At 67.0% G+C, this 23232-nt stretch carries 20 protein-coding genes; 7 read left to right on the top strand and 13 right to left on the bottom strand.

From position 1 onward, the window contains the following. Positions 1-2 precede the first annotated feature (2 nt). Positions 3-2012, top strand: coding sequence for a maltotransferase domain-containing protein (locus CXY82_RS04600; RefSeq protein WP_104169881.1), 2010 nt, complete (start codon positions 3-5; stop codon positions 2010-2012). After that, entirely contained in the window at positions 2009-4369 is a 2361-nt protein-coding gene (gene glgB, locus CXY82_RS04595) for a 1,4-alpha-glucan branching protein GlgB (RefSeq protein WP_104169880.1), read from the top strand. The genes CXY82_RS04600 and glgB overlap by 4 nt, the downstream gene beginning before the upstream one ends. A 203-nt stretch (positions 4370-4572) precedes the next feature. Here the strand turns inward: glgB and CXY82_RS04590 are convergent, their stop codons facing one another. Next, entirely contained in the window at positions 4573-5583 is a 1011-nt protein-coding gene (locus CXY82_RS04590; RefSeq protein WP_104169879.1) for a tetratricopeptide repeat protein, read from the bottom strand. Continuing rightward, the gene (locus CXY82_RS04585) at positions 5580-7382 is read right to left on the bottom strand and encodes a hypothetical protein (protein ID WP_233199202.1); all 1803 of its coding nucleotides are present in this window, start codon (positions 7380-7382) and stop codon (positions 5580-5582) included. The genes CXY82_RS04590 and CXY82_RS04585 overlap by 4 nt, the downstream gene beginning before the upstream one ends. A gap of 251 nt (positions 7383-7633) precedes the next feature. On the opposite strand from CXY82_RS04585, the gene CXY82_RS04580 reads away from it, so the two are divergent. Further along, positions 7634-9256: a hypothetical protein gene (locus CXY82_RS04580; protein WP_104169877.1), complete on the top strand. Its 1623-nt coding sequence runs from the start codon at positions 7634-7636 to the stop codon at positions 9254-9256. A gap of 20 nt (positions 9257-9276) precedes the next feature. Continuing rightward, positions 9277-10326, top strand: coding sequence for an AI-2E family transporter (locus tag CXY82_RS04575; RefSeq protein ID WP_104169876.1), 1050 nt, complete (start codon positions 9277-9279; stop codon positions 10324-10326). Between the two features lie 12 nt (positions 10327-10338). On the opposite strand, the gene CXY82_RS04570 is transcribed toward CXY82_RS04575, so the two are convergent. From CXY82_RS04570 to rpsB, 9 genes are all read right to left on the bottom strand, one after another. After that, positions 10339-11067 (bottom strand): alpha/beta hydrolase, encoded by a 729-nt coding sequence (locus CXY82_RS04570; protein ID WP_104169875.1) that lies wholly within the window; start codon positions 11065-11067, stop codon positions 10339-10341. A 28-nt stretch (positions 11068-11095) separates the two neighbouring features. Further along, positions 11096-11392: a hypothetical protein gene (locus tag CXY82_RS04565; RefSeq protein WP_104169874.1), complete on the bottom strand. Its 297-nt coding sequence runs from the start codon at positions 11390-11392 to the stop codon at positions 11096-11098. 39 nt (positions 11393-11431) lie between these two features. Beyond that, positions 11432-12040: a lytic transglycosylase domain-containing protein gene (locus CXY82_RS04560; RefSeq protein ID WP_233199201.1), complete on the bottom strand. Its 609-nt coding sequence runs from the start codon at positions 12038-12040 to the stop codon at positions 11432-11434. A 140-nt stretch (positions 12041-12180) separates the two neighbouring features. After that, positions 12181-12729, bottom strand: coding sequence for a DivIVA domain-containing protein (locus CXY82_RS04555; RefSeq protein WP_104169872.1), 549 nt, complete (start codon positions 12727-12729; stop codon positions 12181-12183). 46 nt (positions 12730-12775) lie between these two features. Continuing rightward, positions 12776-13771 (bottom strand): phosphatidate cytidylyltransferase, encoded by a 996-nt coding sequence (locus CXY82_RS04550; protein ID WP_233199200.1) that lies wholly within the window; start codon positions 13769-13771, stop codon positions 12776-12778. Between the two features lie 15 nt (positions 13772-13786). Continuing rightward, entirely contained in the window at positions 13787-14341 is a 555-nt protein-coding gene (gene frr, locus CXY82_RS04545) for a ribosome recycling factor (protein ID WP_104103176.1), read from the bottom strand. Positions 14342-14372: 31 nt separating this feature from the next. Continuing rightward, positions 14373-15089, bottom strand: coding sequence for a UMP kinase (gene pyrH, locus CXY82_RS04540; protein ID WP_104103173.1), 717 nt, complete (start codon positions 15087-15089; stop codon positions 14373-14375). A 195-nt stretch (positions 15090-15284) separates the two neighbouring features. Beyond that, positions 15285-16112 (bottom strand): translation elongation factor Ts, encoded by an 828-nt coding sequence (tsf, locus tag CXY82_RS04535; protein ID WP_104169871.1) that lies wholly within the window; start codon positions 16110-16112, stop codon positions 15285-15287. A 9-nt stretch (positions 16113-16121) separates the two neighbouring features. Next, complete coding sequence (gene rpsB, locus CXY82_RS04530) at positions 16122-17042, bottom strand: 30S ribosomal protein S2 (protein ID WP_104169870.1); 921 nt, start codon at positions 17040-17042, stop codon at positions 16122-16124. A gap of 323 nt (positions 17043-17365) precedes the next feature. Here rpsB and CXY82_RS04525 point away from each other — a divergent pair, with 323 nt between their 5' ends. Next, a complete protein-coding gene (locus tag CXY82_RS04525; RefSeq protein WP_104169869.1) occupies positions 17366-17941 on the top strand; it encodes a M23 family metallopeptidase in 576 nt (191 codons plus the stop codon). A 56-nt stretch (positions 17942-17997) separates the two neighbouring features. Here CXY82_RS04525 and CXY82_RS04520 read toward each other — a convergent pair whose 3' ends face one another. Continuing rightward, the gene (locus CXY82_RS04520; RefSeq protein ID WP_104169868.1) at positions 17998-19062 is read right to left on the bottom strand and encodes a tyrosine-type recombinase/integrase; all 1065 of its coding nucleotides are present in this window, start codon (positions 19060-19062) and stop codon (positions 17998-18000) included. Positions 19063-19073: 11 nt separating this feature from the next. Then, positions 19074-19973 (bottom strand): phosphodiesterase, encoded by a 900-nt coding sequence (locus CXY82_RS04515; RefSeq protein ID WP_104169867.1) that lies wholly within the window; start codon positions 19971-19973, stop codon positions 19074-19076. Positions 19974-20204: 231 nt separating this feature from the next. Between CXY82_RS04515 and CXY82_RS04510 the strand changes: the two genes are divergently transcribed. Then, positions 20205-20711, top strand: a complete 507-nt coding sequence (locus CXY82_RS04510; RefSeq protein WP_104169866.1) for a hypothetical protein — start codon at positions 20205-20207, stop codon at positions 20709-20711. Positions 20712-20824: 113 nt separating this feature from the next. Then, positions 20825-23185, top strand: coding sequence for a hypothetical protein (locus tag CXY82_RS04505; RefSeq protein WP_104169865.1), 2361 nt, complete (start codon positions 20825-20827; stop codon positions 23183-23185). Positions 23186-23232 lie beyond the last annotated feature (47 nt).

Here is a 23232-nt window from a genome sequence, read left to right as displayed (position 1 = left end):
AGATGACAGACCCGGCAGAACCCCGGATCGGCCGTATCCCGATCCTCGATCTGTCCCCTCAGTTGAACGACGACCTCTGGCCCGCGAAGGCGTTCGTGGGCGAAGCGGTTCCGTTCGCCGCGACCGCATTCAGGGAGGGACACGACCTCATCGGCGTCATGCTGCTGCTGACCGCTCCCGATGGAACCGAGTCGCAGCATCCGATGTCCCTGAACTCCCCCGGCACCGACCGCTGGGAGACGCTCGTCACCCTCGGAGCCCAGGGCCGCTGGACCTACCGCGTGCGCGCCTACGCCGACGACTGGGCCACCTGGCTGCACAACGCCTCGCTGAAGATCCCCGCCGAGGTCGATGTGGAACTCATGTTCCTGATCGGCTCTGAGCTGCTCATCCGAGAGAGCGCTGTCAAGACCCGCCCTCTGAACGAGCGGCGCACGTTCACCGCGGCCGCGAAGTCCCTCGTCGACCCAGCCAAGTCCGTCGCCGCCCGCTTCGATGTACTCAGCAGCCCGAAGCTGGCTGCCGCGGCCGCCGTGCGCCCGATGGCCGGCCTCGAATCGGTCTCGGAATCCCGGACCGTGCTGGTCGAACGCACCCGGGCCGGCGTCGGCTCCTGGTACGAGTTCTTCCCTCGGTCGGAGGGCGCCGTGAAGCGCGCCGACGGCTCCTGGCAGAGCGGCACCTTCCGCACCGCAGCCGACCGGCTTCCGGCCGTCGCCGCGATGGGCTTCAACGTGCTCTACCTGCCGCCGATCCACCCGATCGGCCTGGCTTTCCGCAAGGGACCCAACAACACGCTCAACGCCGGACCGAACGACCCCGGCTCGCCCTGGGCGATCGGGTCGGCGGACGGCGGCCACGACGCCATCCACCCGGACCTCGGCACCGTCGCCGACTTCCAGTTCTTTCTTGCGGTCGCTCGCGAGAACGGCCTCGAGGTCGCGCTCGACCTGGCCCTGCAGGCGTCGCCCGACCACCCCTGGGTCACCGAGCACCCGGAGTGGTTCACCACGCTGCCCGACGGGTCCATCGCCTACGCCGAGAACCCGCCGAAGAAGTATCAGGACATCTACCCGGTCAACTTCGACAACGACCCTCTGGGTATCCGCGCCGAGGTGCTGCGGATCGTGCGGTACTGGATCGGAGTGGGCGTCAATATCTTCCGGGTCGACAACCCGCACACGAAGCCGCTCGATTTCTGGGAGTGGCTGATTTTCGAGATCAACGCCGAATTCCCGGATGTCTTCTTCCTCGCCGAGGCCTTCACCCGGCCGGCCCTGCTGCAGGGCCTGGGCAAGGTGGGGTTCCAGCAGTCGTACACCTACTTCACCTGGCGCAACACGAAGCAGGAACTTGCGGAATTCTTCGATGGCCTCGCCCACGAGACCGCCGACTTCCTGCGGCCGAACCTATTCGTGAACACGCCCGACATCCTCTCCGAGTATCTGCAGTTCGGCGGTCCGGCGGCGTTCAAGATCCGGGCGGCCCTCGCGGCCACCGCGGCGCCGACCTGGGGCGTGTACACGGGCTTCGACCTGTTTGAGTGCGTGGCCCGGCCCGGCGCCGAGGAGAACATCGACAACGAGAAGTACCAGTACCGGCCGCGTGACTTCGCGGGCGCCGAAGCGGCCGGCGCGTCCCTGGCGCCCTACCTCACCCTCCTCAACCGCATCCGCGCCGAGCACCCGGCCCTCGGGCAGCTGCGCAACCTCGATCTCCACGAGAGCGAAGACGAGGGGATCCTCGTCTACAGCAAATTCCTCGACGCGCCGTTCACGGGCAGCGGGCACTCGGACGCGTTGATCATCGTCGCCAACGTCGACCCCCACTCCGTGCGCCAAACCGTCGTGCACCTCGACGTCGCCCGGTTCGGTCTGCCGTACGGCTCCGTGTTCGAGGTCGAGGACCTGATCACCGGTGCCATCTGGACCTGGTCGGCCGACAACTTCGTGCGCCTCGACGCATTCACCGAACCGGTGCACATCCTGCACGTGAAAGGACCAGCTCAATGAAGCACGCACAGGGAGGTCCGGCGGCCAAAAAGGCCGCAGACAAGAAGACCGCAGACAAGACAACCGCTGACAAGAAGACCCTGGACAAGACGGGCGCCGCCCAGCCTCAGGGAACCGTGAAGGCGAGCGTGCCGAAGCCTGCCGGAGCGCTGCACTCCCCCGCGCCGTTCGAGCTGCCGGTCATCGCCGACCACGTCCTCCAGGCCGTCTCCACCGGCAGCTACTACAACCCGCACGAGGTCCTCGGCCAGCACCTGATCGAGCAGGCCGGTATCGCGGACCCGCTCACCGTCATCCGTGCCCTCCGCCCGCTCGCGACCGAGGTCTTCGCCGTGCTGCCCACGGGCGCGCATGTGGAGCTGGCTCACCTGGGCCACGGTATCTGGCAGGGCGTGAGCACCCTCGGCCTTCAGGACTACCTGCTGGAGGCCCGCTACAGCGACGCCCCCGCCTGGATCGTCGACGACCCCTATCGCTACCTGCCCACCCTCGGCGAGCTCGACCTGCACCTTCTCGGCGAGGGTCGACACGAACGCCTGTGGGATGTTCTCGGCGCCCACTACCGGCCGAACGCGGGCCCGCTCGGCACCACGTCTGGCACATCCTTCGTCGTGTGGGCCCCGCATGCCCGGGCCGTCCGCGTGATCGGCGACTTCAACGCCTGGACCGGCACGCTGCACGCCATGCGCAACATGGGCAGCACCGGGGTCTGGGAGTTGTTCGTGCCTGGGCTGACCGCCGGCTCCAACTACAAGTTCGAGCTGATGACCCGCTCGGGCGACTGGGTGCGCAAGGCCGACCCGATGGCCCGCTACACCGAGATCCCGCCCAAGACGGCCTCCATCATCGGTGAGACCAGCTACGAGTGGGCGGATGCACGCTGGCTCACCGACCGTTCGGCCACCGACCCCCACAACCGGGCCATGAGCATCTACGAGATGCACGTCGGGTCGTGGCGTCCGGGGCTGAGCTACCGCGACCTCGCCGACCAGCTGATCGGCTATCTGAACGAACTGGCGTTCACGCACGTGGAGTTCATGCCGCTCACCGAGCATCCGTTCGGCGGCTCGTGGGGCTACCAGGTCACCGGCTACTACGCGCCGACGAGCCGGTTCGGCCACCCCGATGACCTGCGCTACCTGATCGACCGGCTGCACCGGGCCGGCATCGGCGTCTTGATGGACTGGGTGCCCGGGCACTTCCCGAAGGACGACTTTGCGCTGGCCCGCTTCGACGGCGAAGCGCTGTACGAGCATCCCGACCCTCGCCGCGGCGAGCAGATGGACTGGGGCACCTACGTCTTCGACTTCGGCCAGAAGCAGGTTCGCAACTTTCTGGTCGCGAACGCCCTCTACTGGCTCGAGGAGTTCCACATCGACGGGCTGCGGGTCGACGCCGTGGCCTCGATGCTCTACCTGGACTACTCCCGCGAGGACGGTCAGTGGGAGCCGAACATCCACGGCGGCAACGAGAACCTCGAGGCGATCAGCCTGTTGCAGGAGATCACGGCCACCGCCTACAAGCGCAATCCCGGAGCGGTCATGATCGCCGAGGAGTCCACCAACTGGGGTGGGGTCACGGCGCAGACCAGTGCCGGTGGTCTCGGGTTCGGTTTCAAATGGAACATGGGCTGGATGCACGACACGCTGGAGTACATGCAGGTCGACCCGATGTACCGGGCGCACCACCACAACCAGATCACGTTCTCATTCGTCTACGCGTTCAGCGAGAATTTCCTGTTGCCGATCAGCCACGACGAGGTCGTGCACGGCAAGGGCTCGCTGGTCGCGAAGATGCCCGGTGACTCCTGGCAGCAGCTCGCCAACGTGCGCGCCTACCTCGCCTTCATGTGGGCGCACCCCGGCAAGCAACTTCTGTTCATGGGCCAGGAATTCGGGCAGCGCTCCGAGTGGAGCGAAGAGCGCGGCCTGGACTGGTGGACCCTCGACCAGCCGGCTCACCGCGGCCTGTTCACGCTTGTCGGTCAACTGAACCGGGTGTACCGGTCGAACCCGAGCCTCTGGGCTAAGGACAACGACCCGAGCGGCTTCGAGCTGCTCGAGGGCGGCCCGGCCGCCCAGAACGTGGTCTCGTTCCTGCGCTGGGACGCCGACGGCAACCCCATTGCCTGCCTGTTCAACTTCTCCGGGGCGCCGCACAACGGTTACCAGGTCGGCCTGCCGTTCGCCGGGGTGTGGGAGGAGATTCTGAACACGGATGCCGCGGACTTCGGCGGCTCCGGGGTCGGAAACCTGGGTGCCGTGACCGCGCTCGACGTGCCGTGGGCCGGACGCCCGGCATCCGCCGTGGTGACCCTGCCCCCGCTGGCCGGTCTCTGGCTGCGCCTGCAACGCTGACCCGCTTCGCCCCAGTTCGCGAGAGCGCGGAAATGGCCCCGTCGGAAACGCCGACGGGGCCATTTTTTGCCACTTCAGACGCGTGGGCCTGAGCAACTCCATTCCGAACGAATTCGACGGAGATTTTGCCGAAATCAGCTCTAGACACCACTAAAAAGCGGTTCTAGACCAAAATCTCCGTCGAATTGGTTCGACGCCGTCGTCTAGTACAGCAGCGCGGTGAGGCGGGAGCGGGTGGGCGGCACCCGCGGGTCGTCCTGGCCGATGACCTCGAACATCTCCAGGATGCGCTCGCGGATCAGGTTGCGGCCGGCCGGCTCCTGCGCGGGAAAGAGGGCGAGCAGCCGATCGAAGGCATCCTCGATGTGACCGCCTGAGAGGTCGAGGTCGGCGACCGCGAGCTGCGTCTGCAGGTCGTCGGGCGCGGCCGCGGCGGCGGAGCGGATCTCGGCCATGGTCTTGCCGTGCAACCGGGCCAGGAGGCTCACCTGCGCCAGGCCGGCGACGGCCATCTGGTCCCGGGGGTCCCGCGCCAGCGCGGTCTTGTAGAGGGCGATCGCCGCGTCATAGTCTCCGCGGTCGATGGCGTCGTAGGCCTCTTGGTGCAGCGGCGGCAGCTCGGGTTCTCCGGAGGCCGGCGCCTCCGCTTCGGCGTCGCCGGAGGCCTCCGGGGCGGTGGCCATGGCGGTGACGCCGTGCTGCGCCGCGAGCTCGAAGACCCGGTGCAGAACCTCGCGCACCTGGCCCTCAGGCAGTGCGCCACTGAACAGCTGCACCGGCTGACCGCCGATTACGGCGGCCACGGTCGGGATCGATTGCGCCTGGAAGGCCTGGGTGAGCTGCGGGTTCGAGTCCACGTCGACCTTGGCCAGCACGAACTGGCCGGCGTATTCCAGGACGAGCTTTTCCAGGATCGGCGTGAGCTGCTTGCACGGCTCACACCATTCGGCCCAGAGGTCCACGATGACCGGAACACTCATCGATAGTTCCAGTATTTCGCCGAAATTCGCATCCGTGCCCTCGAGCACGAGGCTGGGTACCGCGACCGGACCCGCCGCGGGTGTACCGGGCGCGCCCGGCGCGCCCGGCGCCAGCGGTGCGCCCGGCGCCAGCGGTGCGCCCGCGGCCGGCGCCGCCGGACGGTTCACCAGCGTAGACAGGTCGACGGCTCCGCGCAGGTTCATGCCGGACAGGGACGGGGGGATAACACTCATGGAAGCTCCGTTGATGAGATCAGACCCTGGGAGAAACCAAGGAAGACGATTTTTTCGTTCGAACCGGCGGCCGGAACATGGAACAGGAGCTGGTCGCCGTAGGTGCTGGTGATGCCCTTGGCCGTGGCGGTGATGCCGGAGAGGGCCTTGCTGGCACCCTCGGGGCTCACGGTCGCGCCGGCATCCACCGGTTTTACCGTCTCGGTCTCGGTCAGGCTCACGGCGACGATACTGCCGGAGTCGTTGGTCGCCAATGCCACGGTGCGCCCGGTGCCGGCGGCCGCACCGAATTCGATCGACGCCGTCGAGGGCAGGCCGGCCTGGCGTGAGGTCTTCAGTTCGGTGACCTGGGTGCGGAAGCTGTCGCCCTCCGCCTCGAACAGGGCGTAGGAGGGGCTGGCCTCCCCCAGCTGGAGCACGTCGGCGTAGGCCGCGGCGACCTGGTCGGGTGAGAGCAGGAGGAACGTGGAGTCGGGTGCAATGATCGGGGCGCCGATGGTCGCCGGGGCGACCTTGGGAACCGTGGCGGCCGCTTCAAGCTGAATCATGTATTCGACCAGGTAGTCGGCCCGCGGCGACTCCTGTCGCAGCACGAGGGCCGTCGGCGCGGCGGCGGTGTCAGCCTCGTCCTGGAGGACCGTCATGACGACGCGCGGCCAGGTGGAGGACTGCTGCGGCAGCGTGAGCCGGAGGGGCGACGTGGGCAGCGCCGGCAGCGCGGCGATGGCCGGGTCGGCCCCCCGGATCTTGTAGTTCGCCAGTCGCTTCTCCAGTGCCGGGCCGGTGAACCGGGTGGCGAGGGTGTCGGCGTTGAGGTTCGCATCGGCATCCGCGGTCAGCGAGGCGATATCGGTCACGATGCGTTCGAGCTGCGGCACCGTCACGGCGGGCGGCGGCACGTCCTGGGCCGGGCCGGCGGTGTCGGTCGGAGTCGGCGTCCCGCTGGTGGCGGCGTCGGGAGAGGACGTGGCCGGCCAGAAATCGGCCGAGCAACCGCTGAGCATCAAACCGCTGACCAGGATCAGGGGCATGGCGACCATGGACCGGGCGATCGACTTACCGGATCCGTTGATCTGGCTCGGCTTGATGGCCTTCGGACGGGGCACGCGCGGGAGCCGGGGCATCCGTGGCCCGCGGGGCAGATTGCGGCGGGGGCCACGGGAGCGGCGCAGGTGCAGGAGCGCCAGGAGGTAGATGATCAAGCCGATCAAGCCGACGGCCGCGCCGCCGACGATCAGCGGGCCTGCCCAGGGTGTGGAGTTGTCGGTAGGCCAGGACAGGCTGACATCTGTGGGCGCGGAGGCCGTGCCGTCGGAGGCCACGATCAGGGAGATGCCGTCGGGAACCTTGAGGGTGGTGGTCAGCGTGTTCTCAGCCGTGAACTCCTGCAGCCACAGGTCGGAGCCCACCGGGTTGGTGACCGTCTCCGACTCAGCCGCGGGGTCCGCCGGCGCCGCAGAGCCGGACTCAGACTCGGCGCCCGATTCGGCCTCCGTAGCCGGATCGATGAGTGTGCTGCTGAGGGCGACCGTGTCCTTGGCCTTGCGGATGTCGACGTATGGTTCGTCTCCGAGCCACGCCTTGACGTCGTCGGTGCGCCCGTAAGCCAGGAAAACCGTGTCGGAACCGCTGACGGTGATCGTCTGGCTTCCCGGCACGGCATTGAGAGCACTGGACTCGACCACCGCGAAGCGGGCGTCCTCCACGGATGCGCTCAGGCTCACCGAGGCCGGATCGAGAAAAATGGTCCGCTGGGCGATGCCGAGCACAATCATTGCCGCAGCAAGGACGAATGCCACTATGGCAAGAACAAAACGCACGTCAACCCTCCTGTGTCGCCGGCCGCTCATCGCGCACACGGGCACGTTGGACCCGGATGCGGGCCCGATCAGCAACAGACAGGACGTCTTACGATACTGGTTGCCCCTGAGAGGCACCTAATAATCCCTCGGGTTGGGACGCGCCAGTGCCTTCTGAACAGACTAAAATTGTGGAGGCTCCCTTCGTCAGTCCGTAAACGGGGGTCAGAGCCCCATTTTGAGGAGACAGCGTGGCGAACGACGAAGCAGACTTCACCCAGGTATTCCGCGGCTACGACCGCGACGAAGTCGACAAGACCATCCAGGGACTGCGCCGCGACCTGATTCAGGCGAATACCCAGGGCACCGAGGCGAAGAAGGCAATCAAACGCCTCACCACCCAGATCGACGATCTGAACGCGGAAATCGAAGAGGTCGGCAGCCCCACGTTCTCCGGCCTCGGCACCAAGCTCGAGAACACCCTGCGCGTGGCGGAAGAGCAGTCGACGAGGGTGATCGCCCAGGCGGACATCGACGCCGAACGGCTGCGCGCCTCCGCAGCGAGCGAAGTGCAGACCCTGCTCCGCGAGGGCAAGGAGCAGGCCGAACGGGCACTGTCGGATGCCGCGGTCAAGGCCGGCCGCATCCTCAATGATGCCGTCGCTGAAGCCGACGACTTACTCGCCCGGGCCCACGAGGACTCCACCACGCTCACCCAGGACGCCGTGCACGAAGCGGCGGCCATCCGCGGAGCGGTGGCCACCGAGGCCGCCGAGCTGCGCGCAACCGTGAAGCGGGAAGTCGCCGCGATCCGCTCGGAAGCGGAGCGCGAGGCCGCCGAGGTTCGCGTGGTGGCCCAGCGGGAGGCGACCGAGGCCCGCGAGGTCGCGGCCGGGCTCACGAGCGAGACCGAGTTGACCCGCTCCGAAGTCGCCCACGAACTCGACCAGCAACGCGCCGACCTGGCCCGGGAAACCGAACAGGCTCGCATCGACCTCGCCGCCGAGACGGAACAGCACCGCATCGACCTGGCCCGGGAAACCGAACAGGCTCGCATCGACCTCGCCCACGAGACCGAGCAGGCCCGCAACCTTCTCGCAATCGAGATCGAGCAGGCGAGAACCGACCTCGAACGGGAGACGCTGCAGCAGCGCGCCGATTTGTCCGTTGAAAGCGAGCAGGCTCAGACCGACCTGGCCCGCGACCTCGAACGCCAGCGCGCCGACCTCAGCCGCGAGGTCGGCAAGGCGCGCGTCGGCCTCGCGGCCGAGATCGAACAGTCCCACGCCGACCTCGGTAGGGACAATGAGCAGACCCGCGCCGACTTCACCGCCGAAAGCGAGCAGCTGCGCATCGACCTGGAGAACCATCTGACGGCCACCCGCAAGCGGGGAGAGCACGAAGCCGCCAAGCTCAAGCGCGAGATCGATCAGACCAGGGCCGACCTCGACGTCGAGCTGAAGGCCCGGCGGGACGAAGCGGAGCAGGGCCAGCTGCAGCGCCACCAGGAGGCGGTGGCCCAGACGCAGAAGTTCGTCGCGGATGCCACCAAGCAGCTTGCCGAGACCAACCGGCGCACGGTCGAACTGCGCGCATTGAACGACCAGCTGGACGCCTCCGCCCGCGACGAGGTCAGGGCATCGAAGAAGGTTGCCGAGGAGTCGGCGGAACGTCTGGTGCGGGACGCCGAGACGCGGGCCGCCGCGCTGGCGACCGATGCCGAACTGCGCACGCGCGTGCTCGTGGCCGACGCGGAGGAGCGCCTGTCCCAGATTAGGATTGAGCGTGACGCCGTGGCCGGCTACTTCGAGAGCCTGCGCGGTCTGCTCACGCAGGCGGAAAAGGTCGCCGCCAGCGACGACGACGAGCGCTGACACCAGCCGAGGGGATCTCAGTGAAGATTCAGAATGCTTTTCGCGTCGGACTGATCGGCACCCTGGGCGTCGGCGTCGGCCTGCTCATCATCACGTCGGTGATCACTCTGCAAACGATCATCACCTACATCGGTGCGGCACTGTTCCTCGCGCTCGGGCTCGACCCGGCCGTCTCCTGGCTGGAGAAGAAGAGGTTTCCCCGCTGGGCAGCCATGCTCACGGTGCTTGTTGCCGTGATCGGGGTTCTGACCGGAGTGATCTTCGCCGTCGTGCCGATCATCGTCGTGCAGGTCTCCAACCTCTCCAAGGCCATCCCGGACCTGGTCACCTCGATCAACACCTCCACCTTTCTCGCCGATGTACAGAGGCAGTTTCCGGCTCTCCCGCTGTCGAAAATCACAGAGTCGGTCACCGATTTCGTCGGCGGCAACATCACCAACATCACGAGCACGATCATCCAGTCCGGCCTCGCCATCGTCAGCGGCCTTTTCGGCGCCCTGATCATCCTGATCCTCACGCTGTACTTCACGGCATCGCTGAACAGCATCAAGCAGGCCGTGTACCAGCTGGTACCGGCCTCGAAGCGGGCTCGGTTCGCCGATCTCAGCGAGCAGATCACGACATCCGTCGGCCGATTCGTGATCGGCCAGGGAGCCCTGGCGCTCTGCAACGGCGTGCTCAGCTTCACCTTCCTGTCGATCATCGGTGCGCCGTTCCCGGCGCTGCTCGCGCTGATCGCGTTCCTGTTCTCGCTGGTCCCCCTCGTGGGCACGATCTCCGGATCGATCATCATCGTGCTGACCTGCCTGATCCCCGGAATCGGCAGCTCGATGTTCACAGCGTTGGTCGCCGCGATCTACTACCTGATCTACATGCAGGTAGAGGCCTACCTGCTCAGCCCCAACATCATGAACCGGGCCGTGTCCGTTCCCGGCGCCGTCGTTGTGGTCGCCGCTCTCGCGGGCGGCAGTCTGCTCGGCATCCTCGGCGCGCTGATCGCCATCCCCGTCGCCGCGGCAACCATCATGATCATCAAGCAGGTCGTGATCCCCCGACAGAACAAACTCTAGGCCGATCGGGTACTAGGCCGACGCAGTCCACTCTGTGGGCAGAGGCGCGGCGGCCGGGTTGACCACGGCGACGATCTCGTCGAGTACGCGGCGGGTGGCGCTCTCCCCCACCCACAGGTGCTTCCCGCCCTCCACGGCGATGAGCCGGGTGTCCGGCACGCTCGCAAAGCGTTCCCGGGCCTCCTCGGGGCGGAGATAGTCGTCGAACTCGGGGATGACGGCCACCAGCCGCGCGTCCCGGCCGGTCCAGGCGGCCAGCTCGGCGTCAGAGGCCCGGTGCAGCGGCGGCGACAGGAGGATGGCACCCCGGATCGGGTGCTCCAGGCCGTACTTAATTGCGAGCTCCGTGCCGAACGACCAGCCGAGCAGCCAGGGATCGGGCAGCCCGCGCTCGGCGACGAACGCCATCGCGGCGGCAACGTCGAGGCGCTCATCGACGCCGTCGCCGAAGCTGCCGCCACTCGTGCCGCGCGGCGAGGTCGTGCCGCGAGTGTTGAAGCGCAGCACCGCCAGGTCGGCTAAGGCCGGCAGCCGCCCGGCAGCCTTGCGCAGGATGTGCGAGTCCATGAAGCCGCCGTGGGTGGGCAGCGGATGCAGCGTCACCAGCGTCGCCACCGGTGCCCGGCTCACGGGCGTGGCCAGTTCGCCGACCAGGGTCAGGCCGTCCGCGGTGTGCAGCTCGATCTGCTCGCGCACGGCCGGTAGCTCGACGCCGCCACGAATTTCCACACTCGAAGTCATGGTTTCTCCCCTGGTGCCGCTTGGGCGGTTATTTGATCTTCCAGCAGTGCGAGTGCCAGTGGCGCCTCGCGGCAAGGTCGGATGCCTCACCCATGACGCCGTCGCCGCGCCAGGCCACCACGTGCGCGGTGCCGGGCGCAACCTCGCGGTGGCAACCGGGGCACACGTACGATTTCACGGCTTGCGGCCCCGGTACGGGTTGCACCGTCCAGAGGCCGTCACGGCGGGTTTCCGTGCGTCGCCAGCCGGCGCGCATCCGCTCAAGGCCGTCATCAGCGGCTCCCGGACCGGGCTGGCGGCCACGGGGTCGGTTGCTGCGGGCCATTGCACCAGTCTACGTGCGAGCCTGGAAGAACAAGGAGCGCTAGTACCAGCCGACGTCGCCGGAGTGCGCCCAGGCGCCGCAGGGGGTGCCGTAGCGGCCCGAGATGTAGCCGAGGCCCCACTGGATCTGGGTCGCGGGGTTGGTCGCCCAGTCGTCGCCGGCGGTGGCCATCTTGGAGCCCGGCAGTGACTGCGGGATTCCGTAGGCACCGCTGGAGCTGTTCTCCGCATTGACGCGCCAGCCGGACTCCTTGTTCCAGAGTGACACGAGGCAGTTGAACTGATCGTCGCCCCAGCCGCGGGCGGCCACCGCATCGGCGGCTATCGCCTGCGCCGAGCCGGGGTCAGGAACGGCCGCCGACGGAGCCGAACTCGACGCGGACTTGGACGCGACGGGAACGGCGACGGGAACGGGAACGGGCTTGGCTTTCTCGGTGACGGTGAAACTGTCACGCGTGAAGGTGTTCGAGGCTGCCGCAGCGACCTGGATCTCCTGGGCTGCCTCACCGTTGAATCGGTCGCCGGCAACCTGGAAGTACGGTGAGGCCGTCGCGCCGGAATACGGGTCGACGACAGTGACGAGCACGAACGCCGCTGCGGCGGTAAAGGCGAAGAGGGGGACGCGCCCGCGCGAGCGGGACCTTCTCATTCTGACCTTGACGGGCCTACCGGCGTGTTCGGATGCAATGGTGTTCAAATGTCTACCCACGATTTCCCGAGCCTATCGGAAATCCGACATAACAGCCAGATAACGGTGCCGATTGACCTCGACACGGCGCGCGGCGCAACTCAACGGACGGCCAGGATCACGTCGACGACGCTGTCCAGCACAACGTCGACCTGGGCTTCCCGGTAACCGCCACGCTGGGGCCGGAACACGGCGCAGCGCACATCTTCCACCGTTATGGGGAGCCCGTCTTCGAAGTACCGGACGAGCTTGTGGGAGAACCGGTCGACATCCGCCCGGCTGTAGCCGACGCTGAGAACGCTCACCCGGTGGAAGCGGTGTCCGCCCTTCCGGCTGAGCCGGTTCACGAGCACCTGAGCGAGGTCATGCACCTCGGCCAGCCACGCCTCGGTGCCCTGCGCCTGCGCCGCACGGTCCCGGTCGCGCGTCGCGAAGGCGTCTTCGAGACGCTCGAGGGCCGCATCCACGTGCGCAGGCGAATATCCGCCCTTGTGCATGCTGAACGCGGTGTGACGGATGTCCTCGGCGGTCAACCCGACGCTGTCGTCGGTGGCGTCATACGCTTTTCGGGCGACAGCGAGGAACTCCTCCACCTGCGGAGCGCTGTAGCCGAGCGTCTTCTTGCCGGTCCGAGGGAAGGTGGAGGTCACCGGAACATTCTGCCTCACTGCCGCGCGCCTGACTAAACCGAGGCCGCTAAGCGAAAATCAGGTAGAGGGCGTACGCGGCTGCGGCCGACGGCAGGATCGAATCCAACCGGTCGAGGAGACCGCCGTGACCAGGCAACCAGGAACTCATGTCCTTGATGCCTAGGTCACGCTTGATCAGGGATTCGGCCAGGTCGCCGAAGGTCGCGCTGAACAAGATGACCACACCGAAGACGAGGCCGAACCACCAGGGCTGGTCGAGCATGAACACTGCGAGCAGCACGCCGATCCCGATACAGGCGACGCCGGCGCCAGCGAACCCTTCCCAGGTCTTCTTCGGGCTGATCGAGGGGACCATGCGGTGCTTGCCGAAGCTGAGGCCGGCGGCGTACGCCGCGGTGTCGGCGGAGATGACCAGCAGCAGGAAGGCGAGGGTCCACCACTGCCCGTCGGGCTGGGCGACCAGGAGCACAGAAAAGCTGCCGAGGAAGACGACGTAGGCCTGGATCAGGAAGCCACCACCGATGTCGCCGAGCACCTCCCGGGAGGGAGCGCGGTGGGCGCGCCGGACGAGAAAAGCCAGCCGCCACAAGGCGATCAACCCAATGCCGGCGAGCGTGCCCAGCCACTGGCCGGCCGCGCCGAGGTAGAACGCGGCAGGCACGACGCCCACGGATGCCAGGACGACCGGTACGCGCGGCACGTTGCGTCCGGCGAGACGGAGAGCCTGAGCGAGCTCGAAGGCCGTGAAGCCCACGAACGCGATCGCGCAGACCATGAACAGGTCTTTGATGAAGACGAGGCTGAACAGCATGAACAAGCCAAGCGCGAGCCCGATCAGGGTTGCCAGGATCAGGTTGCGCCCGGTGCGCGCCTGGATGCGTTCCTGAGTCGCATCCAGCTGCGCCCGGGTCGCCAGCATCTGACGTTCGAGATCGGCCTTCTTCGACTGCATCTGGGCCCTGAACTCGGCGCGACTGACACCATGCTCGCGCTTGGCGCGCAGCCCTTCGCGTTCTCCGGAATCGCCTGATTCGTCCGTCATGAGGCTGGATCGTCCTTAGATCTCGAGGAGTTCTGCTTCTTTGCGCTTGAGGGCGTCGTCGATGGCATCCACGTGGGTCTTGGTGATGTGTTCGAGTTCTTTCTCGCCGCGGGCCACGTCGTCGTCTCCCACTTCACTCTTGAGGGCGTCGAGGTCGTCCTTGGCCTTGCGGCGCAGGTTGCGCACCGACACCTTGGCATCTTCGGCCTTGGTGCGCACGATCTTGACGTATTCCTTGCGGCGGTCCGCGGTCAGCTCCGGCAGCGTGGCCCGAATGACGTTGCCGTCGTTTCCGAGGTTGGCGCCCAGGTTCGGAGTGTCGCGAATGGCCTGCTCGATGTCTCGCAGGGCGCCCTTGTCGTACGGCCCGATCAGGAGCGTGCGGGCCTCCTGGTTCTGCAGCGAGGCGAGCTGTTCCAGCGGCGTCGGTGTGCCGTAGTAGTTCACCAGGATCTTGGCGAACATCTGCGGGTTCGCACGACCGGTTCTCACGGTCGCGAAGTCGTCTTTGGCAGCTTCCACGGCCTTGTGCATGCGGGCGGTGGCGTCGGACAGAACATCCGTGATCACGATGACTCCTTCTTCGATGGCGTTGTCAAGCTTAGTTGGAGACAAGGGTTCCCAGATCGGCGCCGAGAATGGCGGCCGTCACGTTGCCGTGCGGGGCCATGCCGAACACCTGCATGGGCATTCCGTTGTCCATGCAGAGGCTGAAGGCTGTCGAGTCGACGACCTTGAGGCCGCGCTGCAGGGCCTCCTGGTAGGTGATGTGGTCGATCTTGTGCGCGTCCGGGTTGGTGCGCGGGTCGTCGGAGTAAATCCCGTCGACGCCGTTCTTGGCGACGAGCACGATGTCCGCATCGATTTCCAGGGCACGCTGGGCCGCAACCGTATCGGTGGAGAAGTAGGGCAGCCCGGCGCCCGCGCCGAAGATGACCACGCGGCCCTTTTCGAGGTGGCGTTCCGCGCGACGAGGGATGTACGGTTCGGCGACCTGGGTCATCGCGATCGCGGACTGCACCCGTGTCTCGGATCCGGCCTGCTCGAGGAAGTCCTGGAGGGCAAGGGCGTTCATCACGGTGCCGAGCATGCCCATGTAGTCGGCACGGCCGCGGTCCATTCCACGCTGCGACAATTCGGCGCCGCGGAAGAAGTTGCCGCCGCCGACGACGATGGCGATTTCCACCGTCTTGGCCGCCTCGGCGATCTCGCGGGCGAGGGCGCTGATGACGTCGGGATTGACGCCCAGGCTGCCTGCCCCGAAGGCTTCGCCGGAAAGTTTGAGGAGGACCCTGCGCTTCTTGACCGTGTCTGACATTCTGTGCGCTTCTTCCCTCGTGATGCTCTGTGCCGTGCTGTGCAGTGCAGTGCAGTGTCGTGTTGTGCCGTGTAGTGCCGTGCCGTGTTCCGACGGTGTTCTAAAACTACTGGGTGGGCTGGTGGGTGCCCACACACAGAAGGAGACCGGATTGCGACTGCAACCCGATCTCCTTCACTACGATCAAACGACCGGTTACGCGCCGACCTTGAATCGGGCGAAGCCTGAGACGGTCAGTCCGGCATCAGCCAGAACCTTGCTGACGGACAGCTTGTTGTCCTTGGCATAATCCTGTTCGAGGAGTGCAACCTGCTTGAAGTACGCGGTGACGCGACCCTCGACAATCTTGGGCAGTGCAGCCTCCGGCTTGCCCTCGTTTTTCGAGATCTCGGTGACGATCCGGCGTTCGGCCTCAACGAGGTCGGAGGGAACGTCTCCGCGAGCGAGGTACTCGGGGTTCGCGAAGGAGATGTGCTGAGCCACGCTGCGCGCGGTCTCCGCGTCATCTCCGGAGTAACCCAGAACAACGCCGACCTGCGGGGGCAGGTCCTTGCTGGTCTTGTGCAGGTAGATCGCGAACTTCTCACCCGCGACGGTTGCGACGCGGCGAAGTTCGAACTTCTCGCCAATGATCGCGGCCTCGCCGTCGATGAGCTGGCCGACGGTCTGACCGTCGACCGGAGCGGCCAGGCCCTCCTCGACGGTGGTGGCCGCGGCTGCGGCGACCGCGTCCAAGACCTTCTCGGCTAGTGCAACGAACTTATCGCCCTTGGCGACGAAGTCGGTCTCGCAGGCGAGTTCGATCAGGGTGGCGGTGTTGCCGATTTCCTTGGCGGCGACGAGTCCCTCGGAGGTGGAACGATCGGCGCGTTTGGCGTTACCCTTCGCACCCTTCATTCGAAGGATCTCGACGGCCTTTTCCATGTCGCCTTCGGCTTCAACGAGGGCGTTCTTGGTGTCGACCATGCCGGTACCGAGGCGCTCGCGCAGCGCTTTGACGTCTGCGAGGCTGATGCTTGCCATGCTTGGTCCTTACTTGGTTTCTTCGGCGGGAGCGTCGGCCGCAACAACGGCTGCGGCTTCGGCTTCTGCGGCTGGGGCTGCGGCGGCTTCCTCGTCGGCAACCGGCGCGGCCACGACGGCCTCTGCGGTCTCGTCGGAGACGGCGACGGCTTCGTCAGCTGCCGGGGCGTTCTCGGCAGGAGCGGCCAGGAGCTCGGCTTCCCACGCGGCGAGAGGCTCGATTTCAGCCTCCGGCTTGGCGTGGCGCTGGATGAGGCCCTCGGCCGCAGCGTCCGCGATGATGCGGGTCAGCAGGCCGACGGAACGAATGGCGTCGTCGTTGCCCGGGATCGGGTACTGGACGTCGTCCGGGTCGCAGTTGGTGTCGAGGATCGCGATGACGGGGATGCCGAGCTTGCGGGCTTCGTCAATGGCGAGGTGCTCCTTGTTGGTGTCCACAACCCACAGCGCCGACGGCGTCTTCGTGAGGTTGCGGATGCCGCCGAGGCTCTTGTGCAGCTTGACGAGCTCGCGCTTCTTGATGAGCATTTCCTTCTTCGTGAAACCGCTCTTGGCGGTGTCCTCGAAGTCGAGCTCTTCAAGCTCTTTCATGCGGGCCAGACGCTTGGAAACGGTCTGGAAGTTGGTGAGGAGGCCGCCGAGCCAGCGCTGGTTGACGTAGGGCTGGCCCACGCGGGTGGCCTGTTCGGCGATCGATTCCTGCGCCTGCTTCTTCGTTCCGACGAAGAGGATGGTGCCGCCGTGGGCAACCGTCTCCTTGACGAAGTCGTAGGCCTTGTCGACAAACCCGAGCGACTGCTGCAGGTCGATGATGTAGATGCCGGAGCGCTCCGTGAAGATGAAGCGCTTCATCTTCGGGTTCCAACGGCGGGTCTGGTGCCCGAAGTGCACGCCGCTATCGAGCAGCTGGCGGATGGTTACGACGGCCATGAGCCGTTCTCCTTGTCCGGCGCGCGCTGCGATGCAGACGAACGCCAATCGGTTTGTGTCGTGATCGGATGATCACCACTCCTGGTGCCCGGCACAGAACCGCCCCGCATCTGAAAGAAACGAGGACCGAGTGGGTCTGGAGGCCGAATGGGCACGCGTAGTCAGCACGCAAGCGCTGCTCCACAAAGGTTAGCACCCACGGGGGTGCCCCGTGCGCGCGCCGGCACGTGCGGGCGTCCCTCCCCAGGCGGGGTGGTACGGGATCCGGTCACGGATACCGCCCTCGCCGGTTTCGGGCGGGACGGAGGCCGCACGGTGGTGGCATGAATGCCTTCCGTCTGCTCATCGCGGCCGCGCTGCTGCCGCTGTCCTGCCTGTCCATCGTGCGGAGCGACGCGGCGGGTGTGACACCACCCGGGGCGGCGTCGGTCACGGAGACGGCTCCGGAGACGGCTGCGGATACGGCCACCACCGGCACCTGGCACTGGCCGCTGGCTCCGCCGCATCCGGTGCTCCGGGGTTTCCAGGCGCCGGTCACCCAGTATGCGCCGGGCCATCGAGGTCTGGACCTGTCGGCCGAGGCCGGCCGGGAGGTGGTTGCACCGGCCGAGGGTATCGTCTCGTTCGCCGGGGTCGTGGTCGACCGCCCCGTACTCTCGATCGAACATGCCGACGGCCTGGTGTCCAGCATCGAGCCGGTGTCGGCCAGTGTCGCGGTCGGTGACCGGGTCGCGGCAGGGCAACCCGTCGGCCAGGTTGCCGACGGCGGGCACTGCGCTGGGCAGTGCCTGCATCTTGGCGCCCGGTTGAACGGCGGCTATGTGTCACCACTGCTGTATCTGGTCGGCGTTCCTCGCGCGGTGCTGCTGCCGGCACTGCTCCTGAGAGGAGACAGCTGAGGGGCCGGCAGCCGCGTGGTAGTCGCGGAGCAGTCCCGGAACCCGTCGCCGGGGAGTCAGGCGCGCGGGTGCGCGGTGCGGTAGCTCTGTTTGAGGCGTTCGGCCGAGACATGAGTGTAGATCTGGGTGGTGCCGAGGCTGGAGTGGCCGAGCAGCTCCTGCACGGCCCGGAGGTCGGCTCCGCCGTCGAGCAGGTGGGTGGCCGCCGTGTGGCGGAGGGCGTGCGGGCCGGCCGGCCCATTGCCGGGCACATCGGCGAGCAGAGTGGCGACCAGCCGGTAGACCGCCCGCACGCCGAGGCGCTGGCGGCGCGCACCGAGGAACAGCGCGCTCACCGGCGTCGCGGCGTTCTCGGCAGCGGTTTTCGCGGCGTGCGCGCGGTTCTCGGCAGCGGGCCCCGCGGTCTCGGCGGGCGCTGCGGTCTCGGCGGGCGCTGCGGTCTCGGCGGGCGCTGCGGTCTCAACGAGCCGAGGGCGGCCCCGTTCGAGATAGGCGAGGATCGCGTGCTGGGCCGGCACGCCGAAGGGAACGACGCGTTCCTTGGAACCCTTGCCGGTGACCCGCACGGTGAGTCGGTGCAGATCGACGTCGGTGACGTCGAGGCCAACGAGCTCCGAGACCCGCAACCCCGACGCATAGAGCAGTTCCACTATCGCGAGGTCGCGCAGCGCCGCCGGGTCGGGACTGGCGGCACGAAGTGCCAGGTGGGTGAGTAGCTCCTGCATTTGGGAGTGGTTGATCACTCGGGGCAGTGGTCTGCCGGGTTTCGGCGAGCGCAGCCGCACGGCGGGGTCGGTTGCGCTGCCGCCGGTGCGTGCCAGCCAGGCCGTGAAGCTGCGGGCGGAGGCCGACCGCCGGGCAATGGTCGCCCGCGCCAGCCCCGACTGGGTTCCGACCCACAGCCAATCGCGGAGCAGATCGAGGCTCAGCGCCGCCGGGTCGATGACGCTGCGAGTTTCGGCGAAGGCGATCAGTCCCGCCAGGTCGGTGCGATAGGCGCGCACGGTGTGCACGGAGAAGCCGCGCTCAACGGCCAGGTAGACCACGAAGTCGTCGACAGACGCATCGAGGAGGTGCACCGGCGCGGGAATCGGCGGTGGTATGCGAACGGACTCAGGCATAGTCACCTCGGTCAGACCTGCCGCGAGAAGGCCTCGGTGCGCTCGTCGGGCGTGAGCGCCTCCATCCGGTCGAGGAAGGCCGCGTCGAAGCCGGTCGCTGCCGGAAACTCGCCGAGAGCCACATGCGAGTGCACGATCTGGTCGTCGTAGACATGCACGAGGTTGATCGATTGCCCACCCTGCAGACCGCTGAGCGTCCCCTGCGGCGCGGTCGGATCGAGCGTATAGCAGGTCGCTGCGGCGACCGACACCGGGATACCCGCGAAGAGTCCGGTCGTCGCGTAGTGCAGGTGTCCGCCCAGGATCGCCCGGATATCGCTGCCGGCCACCACCTCGGCCAGTCGGGGCTGCCCCCGCAGCTCGAGGATGGACATCAGCGGCAACATCGTCGGCACGGGCGGATGATGAAGCGCCAGCAGGGAGCCGTGCGGAGCAGGCTCGCTGAGCACCTCGGCCAGCCACGCCAACTGCGCGCCGGACAGGTCGCCGTGGTGATAGCCCGGAACACTCGTGTCCAGTGCGATGATGCGCACTCCCCCGATGTCGAATACCCGGTCGATCGGCGCCGAGGATCCTTTTTCCCGGAGCAGCTCGGTGCGGAAGGCCTCGCGCTTGTCGTGGTTCCCCATCACCCAGATGACGGGGGCGCCCATCCGTTCGGCCGCGGCCTCGACAATGTCACGCACCCGGCGGTACGCAACGGCTTCACCGCGGTCGGCGATGTCACCGGTGAAGAGCAGCGCGTCGGGCCGGAGACCGGACCGCTCCAACTGCGCCATCGCCTGGTACACGGTGGTGTCCGTGTCGACCGCACCGTAGAGCGCTCGACCTCCGCCGAGGAAGTGGGTGTCGCTGATATGCGCGATGAGGTGGGTGGCTGGAGGGTACTGGCCCAGTTGCACGGCTGACATGACTCACCTTTCGTGGGTGCCGCCCAGACTACGGCCTGCCCCCGACGTCGGCCTGTCGTCGCGCAAATTCACCCTTCGGTGGGATTCGCGCGAGCCCACTATTGGGGGGACCCGCAGCCCCGTTCTGGGGGCTCATCCGGCCTAACGGCGCACACGAGACCGCCCTAGCTTTCAGCACGTGTCCTCACAGATGAGGACTGTCGAGACCCGAAATCGATAGAAGGGCATCACATGACCAAGAAGACCACACCCGAGGCAACCGCCGGCACCGCCAAGCAACTGCGGGTGAGGAGCATCGCGCTCGTCGCGGCCGCGATGCTCCTGGTCGGCGGAGGCGGAGCGTACGCCTACTGGTCGACGACCGGCTCCGGCACCGGTGCGGCGGCCAACGCCAAGTCCAACGGCTCGCTGGTGCTGAGCGCCCACCTGGCCGACGGTCTGACCCCGGGCGCCTCCGTGCCGGTGACGTACTCCGCAAAAAATGCGGGCACGTCCAGCCTCAAGGTCGCAACCATCTCCCAGACCGGAAGCACCGACGCCCCGGGGTGTGTCTTCGCCGACAACTTCACGATCGCCCCGTCCGTCGTCTCCGACACGCGCGTGATGGGCACACCCAGGAGCCAGACCGCCGTCGATGTGACCATCACGGGAACCTCGACGCTCATGTTCCTTGACACCGCTGACGACCAGGACGCCTGCAAGGGCGCCACCGTCACGCTGACGCTCAAGTCCAACTAGCTCGATCACAGGTGGGCAGACTCTCTCCGAGCCTGCCCACCTGTGCGATTTTCATTTTGGTACATCAGAGTCCTTGAACATTCATGCTCGTTCGACAGCTGTGAGAGGTTGACGTGACTTCCCTCCGTCCCCACCGTTCCGCATCCGGAAACACCCGCCTCTCATTCTTCGGCCTCACCGCCGCCGTGACCCTTGCCGTGTTGGTCGTGTCCGTAACCGGTGGCGCCTCCGCGTATTACACCGCCCCCGGGTTCGGCTCCGGCTCGGCAGCCCTTGGCACGCTGCTTCCGCCCACCGACGTGCTCGTTCCCGCGACGAGCGCCGGCACCGTGAGCCTGCGCTGGACGGCATCCGTCGGCACGCCCGCGCCGACCGGCTACTACGCCACCCGCACCAAGACCGGCACCGGCACGCCGACCCCGGCCTGCGGCACCAGCCCGACCATCATCGTGGCCACCGCGTTTTGCGACGACCTGCTCGTTCTGACCGGCGACTATACCTACACGGTCACCGCCGTCTACAACGGCTGGACCGCGGCGAGCGCCCCCAGTGGCAGCGTGAGGATCTCGAATCCGACGAAAGTCGCGTTCCAGGCCCAACCGTCCGACGCGACCAGCGGCGCCGTCTTCACTGCCCAGCCCAGCGTCGCGATCCAGAATGCCGCCGGAGAGACCGTGCCCACCAGTACCAGCCCGGTCACCCTGGCAATCACCGGGTCGCCCGCCGGAGCGAACCTCACCTGCGACCAGAATCCGCTGCCAGCCGGATCCGGCATCGCGGTCTTCTCCGGCTGCCAGATCGACAGGGCCGGCACGTACACACTCACCGCGACCGCGAACGGGCTCACCGCCGCCACAAGCGGCAGCATCACCATCGCCGCCGGCAGCGCCACGCAGCTCGTGTTCGCAACGCAACCTTCCAGCAGCACCGGCGGGATGGTATTCCCCACCCAGCCTGTGGTCACGGTGCTGGACGCGTTCGGAAATACCGTCACCGTCAGCAACGCCCCCATAACCCTCAGCATCACGACGCCCGGCGGCGCCAGGCTCACGTGCCCAACCAACCCGCTGGCGGCAGCATCCGGTGTCGCGGCCTTCACCGGCTGCGCCGTCGACAGGGCCGGCACCTATACGCTCACCGCGGCCTCCGGTGCCCTGACCGCCGCCACGAGCACCGCGCTGACCGTTTCCGTGGGCTCCGCGAAGAAACTGTCCTTCACCCAACCTGCCGTTGACTTCTCCGCCACCAGCCAGACCACGTTCGCCGCGCCCGTCCAACCGGTTGTCACCGTTCAGGACGCCGGCGGAAACACCATCACCGACAGCACCGCAACAATCAGCCTCGGCCTCACCTCACCCGCCGGGGCCAGCCTGACCTGCGCCGCGAACGCCCGGGCTGCCGTCTCAGGCATCGCCACCTTCGCCGGCTGCCAGATCGACAAGGCCGGCAGCTACACGCTCACCGCCACCTCGGCCGGGCTCGCCGACGCCACGAGCAACGGCATCAACGTCACCGCCGGGCCCCCTAAGAGACTCGCCTTCACCGCACAGCCCGCCAATAGCAGTAGCGGCGGAACCCCGTTCTCAACCCAACCTGTCATTGCCGTGCAGGATGCGTTCGGAAACACCGTCACCACCAGCACTGCCCCCATCAGCCTCAGCCTCACGACTCAGGCAGGCGCCGCGTTGTCCTGCACCTCAGGCAACCCGCTCGCGGCCGCGTCCGGTGTCGCGGCCTTCACCGGTTGCCGGATCGACAAACCCGGCAGCTACACACTCACGGCGGCCTCAGGGACCTGGATGGCCGAGTCCAGCAGCCTCACCATATCGGTCGGCTCCGTAGCGAAACTAGCCATCGCCTTCCCGACCAGCACTGCCATCAGTCAGAGTGCCTTCTCCACCCAACCGGTTGTCACGGTGCAGGATGCCGGTGGCAACACCGTCACGAACAGCACCGCAGCCGTGACATTGAGCCTCACCAACGCACCCGTCGGGGCCACCCTGTCCGCGTGTGCTTCCGCCAGCACCGCCGGCGTCACGACCTTCACCGGTTGTCGGATCGACAAGGCCGGCACCTACACACTGACGGCCGTCGTGGCAGGCCCCATCACGGCCACGAGCAACACCATCACGATCTCGGCCGGGGCCGCGTCCAAACTCGCTTTCACCGGAACATTCCCTCAGAAGAGCCATAAGAGGAACGACTTCTTCGTGCCTCAGCCGGAAATCACGATCCAGGATGCCTTCGGCAACACAGCGAACGCCGCTGTAAGCGTCACGCTCTCTGCGAGTCCACCGTCCAACAGATCCGGCACGCTGTCGTGCGCGGCGACAACCAGGACTTCTCTCAACGGTGTTGCTACGTTCAGTGGCTGCCAGGTCAGTTACCAAGGCAATCAAGCGGGCCTGTACACGTTCACGGCGGAAGCTTCGGGGCTTGTGAGCGCCTCCGTCATCGTCACGATCGTCCAGTGATCAGGAGTCTTCCAGCGATCATGGATGACAACGACGGGGCCACGATC

Origin of the sequence: Cryobacterium sp. M23, assembly GCF_002929655.1 — a bacterium.
Classification (GTDB): domain Bacteria; phylum Actinomycetota; class Actinomycetes; order Actinomycetales; family Microbacteriaceae; genus Cryobacterium; species Cryobacterium sandaracinum.
This window is presented reverse-complemented; position numbering and strand designations above follow the sequence as displayed.

Coding starts and splice junctions, on each gene's coding strand:
- CXY82_RS04590 (WP_104169879.1), bottom strand. CDS start 5,583: ATGAGTGTTATCCCCCCGTCCCTGTCCGGCATGAACCTGCGCGGAGCC.
- rpsB (WP_104169870.1), bottom strand. CDS start 17,042: ATGGCCGTCGTAACCATCCGCCAGCTGCTCGATAGCGGCGTGCACTTC.
- CXY82_RS04560 (WP_233199201.1), bottom strand. CDS start 12,040: ATGAGAAGGTCCCGCTCGCGCGGGCGCGTCCCCCTCTTCGCCTTTACC.
- CXY82_RS04520 (WP_104169868.1), bottom strand. CDS start 19,062: ATGCCTGAGTCCGTTCGCATACCACCGCCGATTCCCGCGCCGGTGCAC.
- CXY82_RS04600 (WP_104169881.1), top strand. CDS start 3: ATGACAGACCCGGCAGAACCCCGGATCGGCCGTATCCCGATCCTCGAT.
- CXY82_RS04550 (WP_233199200.1), bottom strand. CDS start 13,771: ATGACGGACGAATCAGGCGATTCCGGAGAACGCGAAGGGCTGCGCGCC.
- tsf (WP_104169871.1), bottom strand. CDS start 16,112: ATGGCAAGCATCAGCCTCGCAGACGTCAAAGCGCTGCGCGAGCGCCTC.
- glgB (WP_104169880.1), top strand. CDS start 2,009: ATGAAGCACGCACAGGGAGGTCCGGCGGCCAAAAAGGCCGCAGACAAG.
- CXY82_RS04515 (WP_104169867.1), bottom strand. CDS start 19,973: ATGTCAGCCGTGCAACTGGGCCAGTACCCTCCAGCCACCCACCTCATC.
- CXY82_RS04510 (WP_104169866.1), top strand. CDS start 20,205: ATGACCAAGAAGACCACACCCGAGGCAACCGCCGGCACCGCCAAGCAA.
- CXY82_RS04565 (WP_104169874.1), bottom strand. CDS start 11,392: ATGGCCCGCAGCAACCGACCCCGTGGCCGCCAGCCCGGTCCGGGAGCC.
- CXY82_RS04570 (WP_104169875.1), bottom strand. CDS start 11,067: ATGACTTCGAGTGTGGAAATTCGTGGCGGCGTCGAGCTACCGGCCGTG.
- CXY82_RS04525 (WP_104169869.1), top strand. CDS start 17,366: ATGAATGCCTTCCGTCTGCTCATCGCGGCCGCGCTGCTGCCGCTGTCC.
- pyrH (WP_104103173.1), bottom strand. CDS start 15,089: ATGTCAGACACGGTCAAGAAGCGCAGGGTCCTCCTCAAACTTTCCGGC.